A 5,428-nucleotide genomic window follows, 5' to 3' on the forward strand; every position below is an offset into this window, starting at 1 on the left:
CTCAATCTGCTCGTTCAATTCCTTGCGCACCTCTCGGAGGAGTGGGATGCCCGTGAAGACCAGGGCGATGAGATGGAAGATGGCCAGACCGAACAGTACGGCAGCACCATGGGGCCAGAAGACGGCGGCCAAGACAACGGCCACGCCGGAGACACCGAGCAGGCGGAAGAGCGACGCCGACGCGTACTGCTTGCGGGACGGAAGCTCGCCGCTCTCGACGGATCTAAGCAGGAAGTGCTCGGTGAGCAGGTGGTTGATCGCACCGAGGACGATGCCAATCGCAAGGAACAACCCGCTGCGCCACTCGCCGAGAGGGACGCTGATCCAGACGCAGGCGATGACAAGGCAGCCGGCAGTGATGAGCGCGCGCTTCTGGTTGCGGATGGAGCGGGTGAAGGACGGAGCCGATGTCATCGCGTCCAGCTCCTCTCTGTCATCGATCCCTCACGTGCGGAGGAACGATCTGATCTGCAGCCAGGCGCTGATGAACGCAGTGACCATGCCGATCGCGATACCCGAAAGGACGAAGACCGGCGAGGTGCTCCAGTGTCGATCTGCGAGCCATCCGAGTACGAGCCCGCCGACGATGTTGCCGACGAAAAGCATTCCGAGACCGACGAGACGCCAGACTCCAAGTTCGGCCGCGTCGGGAGAACCGTCGAGTCCTTCATCGTTCATCGTTGGTCGTCATTTTCGGCGGCCATCCTCGGTGGTTCGGGGTCACGAGCAAGGCTCGCAATCTGTTCGTGAAAGTTATCACGAGCGCCGAACGCGCTCCAACTTGGGATGGTCCTAGGACCAGACCTTCTCATCGAGCTTCGGCAGCAGGAAAACGGCTGCTGCAGTGAGCACGGCGAGCACCCCGAATCCGGCGATCGACTGCCATCCGCTGAACAGGCTGATGACGACACTGCCGAACGCCACCAGGCCCGCTCCGGCGTACATCAACAGCACTGCGCGCCGGTGGGAGTGGCCGATCTCGAGCAGCCGGTGATGGATGTGCATCTTGTCCGGGCTGAACGGTGACCTTCCAGCCCGCGTACGTCTGACCACAGCGAGGCCCAGGTCGATGAATGGAACCAGCAGGATCGTGAAGGGGAGGATCAACGGGAGCAGGGCAGGCAGGAAGCTGTTGACCTCCGCGCCGCCGACGCCCTCGGTCAGGCTCGTCGCCGGGAACTGGCCGGTGAGACTGATCGAGGAACACGCCAGCACGAAGCCGATCAGCATCGAGCCTGAGTCGCCGATGAACATTCGAGCCGGGAAGAAGTTGTGCGGGAGTATGCCGATGCAGGCACCCGCCAGAGCCGCCGTGAGCAACGCTGCAGCAATCGCGCGGGTCTCCCCGTTCTCGACGGCGAGGATGAACGCGTACGCGAAGAACGCGACCGCGCCGATTGCGACAATGCCTGCGGCCAAGCCGTCGAGACCATCGACGAAGTTGACCGCATTGGCGGTGCCGACGATCAGGATGACCGTGAAGATCATGGCCTGGATCTGGTCGAGGCCGAGGTAGTTGCCGTAGAGCGGCAGGTAGAAGAACTGCACGCCCTGCGTGACGACGATGATCGCGGCGAGCACCTGCCCAGCGAACTTGCTGAGTGCGTCTAGCTCATACAGGTCGTCGATGATCCCGACCAGACAGATGACCGCTCCGCCGAGCAGCACCCCGCGTACGGGGCCGAACACCGTCGAGTCGGCGAGCGACAGGAACGGCAGGTGCATGGAGACGAGATAGGCCGCCAGCAATCCGCCGAACATCGCGGGACCGCCGAAGTAGGGAGTCGGGATCGCGTGCACATCGCGGTCGCGCACTCGCGCAACGGCGCCGAAGCGTACGGCGAGCTGGCGCGCGATCGATGCCAGGAGATAGGTGACTCCGAGGGAGATGCCGAAGACGACGAGATATTCGCGCATCGGTCAGCTGACCTCGTCCGCTGGCTCGATCGTGTTGTTGTATGCGTGCAACACCTCGAGGGTGACTCCCCCAGCTCGCAGGATGCGAGGGGTCGTCCCGGTCGCGTCGAGGATCGTCGACGGCACGCCAGACGCAGATGGGCCACCATCGAGGTAGACCGCGACCTTGGTGCCGAGCATCTTCTCGGCCTCTTCGATCGTCTGGGCTGCCGGCTGGCTGGTGATGTTGGCGCTGCTGACGGCGAGCGGCCCAGTCTGCTTGAGGAGCGCGAGAGCACGTTCGTCGTCGGGCATGCGCACGGCCACGGTGTTGTGAGTCTCGCCGAGGTCCCAGGTCAGCGATGACTGCTGCCTGAGGATCACCGTGAGCGGCCCGGGCCACAACTCGTCGACGGCGGCGCGCAGCCAGGACGGCACCTCAGCGGCAAGCGCATCCAGCGTCGTGGGTGCGCCGACCAGAACAGGCGGCGGCATCTGACGGCTCCGCCCCTTCGCATCGAGCAGGGTCTGCACAGCGTGTGGGGAGAAGGCGTCGGCAGCGAGTCCGTAGACCGTGTCGGTCGGCAGGACGACGAGGTTGCCGGAGTCGAGAGCGGTCTTGGCGGCCTTGAGTCCCTTGTCGAACTCCTCGGGCACGGCGCAGTCGAACTTCACGGAGTCATCCTAGGTGGAGCTAGAACCAGCTGATGCCGTGGAGGACGAAGGCGATCGCGAGGAACTGGAGCAGTCGCCCGATGAACACCATGGACAGGAACAACCATTGGGGTTGCCGGGAGGCTCCGGCAAGGATCGTCACGATCGCCAACGGTGGGATACCGGTCAGCGATGAGGCGAACGCTGTGATCGCACCCGCGTACGGCCGGTCGAGCAACGTCAGCAGCCAATCACTCAGCCGGCGCACCTGGGCGAACAGCTTGTTGCGTGGGGGTTTTCGTTCCACGGACGACCGGATCTTGCGACTGCCGGTACGGGCGAGCTGGAAGACGAATGCCTTGCCGATCACTGTGGCGATGACCAGGCACAGGATCGCGAGCACGAGGGTCACTCGGCTGTCGACGGTGGCGCCGAGGCTGCCGACGAACAGCTCCGCATTGATGAAGATCGGGAGCAGCGCCGATCCGATACCTACGGCGAACGAGGCCCCGTAGAGTGCCAGGTCGCCGCCCATAAGGGCATCAGACTATCTGCCGTCAGCCGGCAGGTTTGGTTGCCGTCACGAAACGGGGTCGGCGAGCCAGATCGAGGTTGTCTCGGACGTTGGTCCAGCGCGAAACGAACACCTCCGGAGCCGACTCGCCTTGCGCGTCTGCGTGCTCGGCGCCGACGACTCCCCCAGGCTTGAGCAGGCGCCAGGCCGTCTGCTCGAGCACCCGCATGGCGTCGAGGCCGTCATCGCCCGACCAAAGCGCGAGCGAGGGGTCGTGATCGCGTACTTCTGGCGCCACGCTCTCCCACGCATCAAGCGGTATGTAGGGCGGGTTGGCCACGACGATGTCGACTGAGCCGTCGAGATCTGGAAACGCCTCGGCCATGTCGCCGAGCCGGAGGTCAACACCGGTGCCGTCGAGGTTGCGCTGCGCCCACTCGTACGCCGGCTCGTCGAGCTCGACAGCGTGGACTCGGGCGCTCGGCACCTCGTGCACGATCGAAAGCGAGATCGCGCCGGAGCCTGCGCACAGCTCGACCACGACGGGACCGGTGAGGGTCTTGGCGTGTTCGATCGCCCAACCGGCGAGCATCTCGGTCTCGGGTCGCGGCACGAATACACCCGGACCGACCTCGAGGTCGACGTATCTGAATGCGGCCGAGCCGGTCAGGTGCTGCAGCGGGATGCGCGAGGCACGGGCCTCGATCAGTTTGAGGAAGGCGTCCTTCTGGATGCCATCGGGCCTCGCCATGCCGACCAATGCCATGCGCGGGACGCCCGTGACGTGGCTGAGCAGCGACTCGGCGTCATGCCTCGCCGACTCGACGCCAGCTGCCTCGAGAATCTCCGTCGCCTCGGCGAGCAACCGCTCAGCCTGCGTACGTACTCCGCTCATTCCCCGGCTTCGACGGCGTCGAGACGGGCCGCGAGGTCAGCCTCAACCAGTGAGGTGATGACGTCGTCGAGTGCGCCATCCATCACCTGGTCGAGGTTGTAGGCCTTGAAACCGGTGCGGTGATCCGAGAGGCGGTTCTCGGGGAAGTTGTAGGTGCGGATGCGCTCAGATCGGTCGACCGTACGGATCTGCGACTTGCGAGCGTCAGATGCCTCGGCATCGGCCGCCGCCTGAGCGGCTTCGAGCAGGCGAGCACGCAGGATTCGCATGGCCTGCTCACGGTTCTGTAGCTGGCTCTTCTCGTTCTGGCAGCTCGCAACGATGCCGGTCGGAACGTGGGTGATGCGCACCGCCGAGTCAGTCGTGTTGACGCTCTGGCCGCCCGGACCCGACGAGCGGTAGACATCGATGCGTAGATCGCTGTCGTTGATCTCGACGTCGATGTCCTCGGCCTCAGGCATGACGAGGACGCCTGCCGCGGACGTATGTATGCGGCCTTGCGACTCGGTCACCGGCACGCGCTGCACACGGTGCACGCCACCCTCGAACTTGAGCTGAGCGAACGGCGCCATGCCCGGCTCCGGAGTGCCTGATGCCTTGACTGCCATCGTCACGGACTTGTAGCCGCCCAGAGCAGACTCGGTGGAGTCGAGGATCTCGGTCTTCCAGCCACGCTGCTCGGCGAAGCGCGAGTACATACGCTGCAGGTCGCCGGCGAACAGCGCGGACTCTTCTCCGCCCTCACCGCCCTTGATCTCCATCAGGACGTCTTTGGAGTCGGCGGGGTCGCGCGGTACGAGGAGTCGCTGCAGGCGTTCGCTGAGCTCGGCGATGCGGGGCTCCAGAGCCTCGATCTCCGCAGCAAAGCTGGGATCCTCGGCGGCGAACTCGCGCGCGGCCTCGAGGTCGCCCGTTGCCTGCTGGTAGTCGCGATAGGTCTTCACGATCGCGCTGACTTCGGCGTAGCGCTGACCGAGCTTCTTGGCCAGACCCGGGTCAGAGTGCACGGCAGGATCGGACATCTTGCGCTCGAGCTCGGCATGTTCGGCGACGAGCGTCTCAACGGCTTCAAACATCACGCACTCCTTCCCGATCGGCTGGACACAACAACAGCGCCGACCCAAGCCATGGCTGGGGTCGGCGCTGGAACGTTGCTACTTCTTGGCGTAGCGCTTCTCGAAGCGGGCCACGCGTCCACCGGTGTCGAGGATCTTCTGCTTGCCCGTGTAGAACGGGTGGCAGGCCGAGCAGACATCGGCGCGCAGAACGCCCTCAGGCGCTGTGCTCTTGGTCGTGAACGAGTTGCCGCAGGTGCAGGTGACCTGGGTCTCGACGTAATCGGGGTGAATGCCTTGCTTCATGGTGTCCTCTCGCGGCGACTGGGTCGTCTCGCTGAATGCGATCCGTGAACCAGTACCAAGGGTCAATTGTGCCAGTTGGCACAGGTGTAACGCGAATCCGGGTCGAGC

At 64.7% G+C, this 5,428-nt stretch carries 8 protein-coding genes; all 8 read right to left on the reverse strand.

All coding sequences use genetic code 11. The features are described 5' to 3' along the window. The coding region (locus tag V6M39_RS07155) for a hypothetical protein (RefSeq protein WP_332643101.1) at positions 1 to 414 on the reverse strand (414 nt) is incomplete at its 3' end. 30 nt (positions 415 to 444) lie between these two features. After that, positions 445 to 678 carry an AtpZ/AtpI family protein gene (locus tag V6M39_RS07160; RefSeq protein WP_332643102.1) on the reverse strand — a complete coding sequence of 78 codons (234 nt, stop codon included), beginning with the start codon at positions 676 to 678 and terminating at the stop codon, positions 445 to 447. A gap of 114 nt (positions 679 to 792) precedes the next feature. Then, entirely contained in the window at positions 793 to 1,917 is a 1,125-nt protein-coding gene (locus V6M39_RS07165; protein ID WP_332643103.1) for a glycosyltransferase family 4 protein, read from the reverse strand. 3 nt (positions 1,918 to 1,920) lie between these two features. After that, complete coding sequence (locus V6M39_RS07170; RefSeq protein ID WP_332643104.1) at positions 1,921 to 2,571, reverse strand: L-threonylcarbamoyladenylate synthase; 651 nt, start codon at positions 2,569 to 2,571, stop codon at positions 1,921 to 1,923. 19 nt (positions 2,572 to 2,590) lie between these two features. Continuing rightward, entirely contained in the window at positions 2,591 to 3,085 is a 495-nt protein-coding gene (locus V6M39_RS07175) for a VTT domain-containing protein (protein WP_332643106.1), read from the reverse strand. A gap of 22 nt (positions 3,086 to 3,107) precedes the next feature. Beyond that, positions 3,108 to 3,959: a peptide chain release factor N(5)-glutamine methyltransferase gene (prmC, locus tag V6M39_RS07180; protein ID WP_332643107.1), complete on the reverse strand. Its 852-nt coding sequence runs from the start codon at positions 3,957 to 3,959 to the stop codon at positions 3,108 to 3,110. Further along, positions 3,956 to 5,035, reverse strand: coding sequence for a peptide chain release factor 1 (gene prfA / locus V6M39_RS07185; protein WP_332643108.1), 1,080 nt, complete (start codon positions 5,033 to 5,035; stop codon positions 3,956 to 3,958). The genes prmC and prfA overlap by 4 nt, the downstream gene beginning before the upstream one ends. Positions 5,036 to 5,113: 78 nt before the next feature. Then, a complete protein-coding gene (gene rpmE, locus V6M39_RS07190) occupies positions 5,114 to 5,320 on the reverse strand; it encodes a 50S ribosomal protein L31 (RefSeq protein WP_309968218.1) in 207 nt (68 codons plus the stop codon). Between the last annotated feature and the right edge of the window lie 108 nt (positions 5,321 to 5,428).

Origin of the sequence: Aeromicrobium sp., assembly GCF_036675695.1 — a bacterium.
In the GTDB taxonomy this organism is placed as follows: Bacteria; Actinomycetota; Actinomycetes; order Propionibacteriales; family Nocardioidaceae; genus Aeromicrobium.